This is a genomic window from Roseovarius halophilus (ex Wu et al. 2025), assembly GCF_047086965.1.
Genome location: NZ_JBKOTX010000464.1, coordinates 1 through 1,394, shown reverse-complemented (window position 1 = coordinate 1,394; position 1,394 = coordinate 1). Strand labels below are relative to the sequence as shown.

At 61.3% G+C, this 1,394-nt stretch carries 1 protein-coding gene; it reads left to right on the top strand.

Annotation, left to right across the window (positions count from 1 at the left end; all coding sequences use genetic code 11):
• Positions 1–92 precede the first annotated feature (92 nt).
• Positions 93–1,121 carry an IS110 family transposase gene (locus ACH107_RS32850; RefSeq protein ID WP_412509785.1) on the top strand — a complete coding sequence of 343 codons (1,029 nt, stop codon included), beginning with the start codon at positions 93–95 and terminating at the stop codon, positions 1,119–1,121.
• The last annotated feature ends 273 nt before the right edge of the window (positions 1,122–1,394 follow it).

Below are 1,394 nucleotides of genomic sequence, written 5' to 3'. Positions count from 1 at the left end.
TTTCAGATGGAGTGGTTGCCGCCCTCCCCAGACGGCATCGCAATGTGCCAAAGTCGTGGTGCTCAACGCCACGCAAAAAGGAGGACGGCGAGATGAAGGATATGATGATCGGGGTCGATCTGGCAAAGAATGTTTTTCAGGTCCACGGTGCCCTTCGGACAGGAGAGGTCCAGTTTCGTAAAAAGCTCACGCGAAAGCAGTTTTCCGCGTTCATGGCCCGGCAGGAGCCCTGCCTGGTCCTTTTTGAGGCTTGCGGCAGCGCGCACCACTGGGCGCGGGAGATGGAGGCGCTCGGGCACGAGGTGAAGCTGATCGCACCGCAATACGTGCGCCCCTTCGTCAAGCGCCAGAAGAACGATGCAGCTGATGCCGAGGCAATCGTCATCGCGGCCCGACAGCCCGAGATGCGCTTCGTGGCCCCCAAGACGGTTGAGCAGCAGTCCCGGGCGGCGGTGTTCCGCGGCCGGGAGCGACTGGTTCATCAGCGGACCGCCGATGTGAACGCCTTGCGGGCGCTGCTGTATGAGCATGGCCAAGTGTTTCCCATCGGAACACGCCACCTCGATCGCATGACAGCGCTCGTGGAGGATGATACGTCCGACTTGCCTGCGCTGATCCGGGAGGAGTGCAAGGACCTGCTGGCGCAGATTGCAGAGAAAACAGCACGTATCACCGAGCGCACCACGAAACTGAAGACGCTGGCCACCCGGTCGGACAGGGCGCGCCGGCTCCAGACCATGCCGGGCGTTGGCCCGCTGACGGCTGTCGCGGTGGAGGCGTTCGGGCCTGACATGGCGGAGTTCAAAACCGGGCGTGACTTTGCGGCTTGGTTGGGCCTTGTGCCCAGACAACATTCTTCCGGAGGCAAGGAGCGTCTGGGGCGCATGACCAAGGCCGGCCAGGCCGATATCCGACGCCTCCTGATCATCGGTGCAATGTCGCGATTGGCCTGGCTTGGGCAGCGAACGATTGTCGAGGGCAGCTGGCTGTCGCGCATGTTGGCGCGCAAACCCAGGATGCTGGTCGCGATCGCGCTGGCCAACAAGATGGCCCGGCAGATCTGGGCGATGCTGACGAAGAACGAGGATTACAAGGATCCGGCGCTGGCAGTTGCGGCATGATGCTATTGTCGAACCGCCAGTGACGGTGCCAAGGGGGTGTGAGAAGACGACGACCTGAATGGGCAAAACGATCGAACAGATCCGGATTGGGAAAACCAGCAGGCTGCTGCGAGCCTGAAAGCTCGTTTTTCAGATGTGGACCCGATCCGCTGATCACCATCCCGGCCCGCGGCTTCTGAAAATGCCGCATACTGAGGCCTCACAGAAGTTCGCACTCGATCACATGCTCGAACGGTCAGAAATTTCTTGCACTACGGGCGGCAACCACAGAAG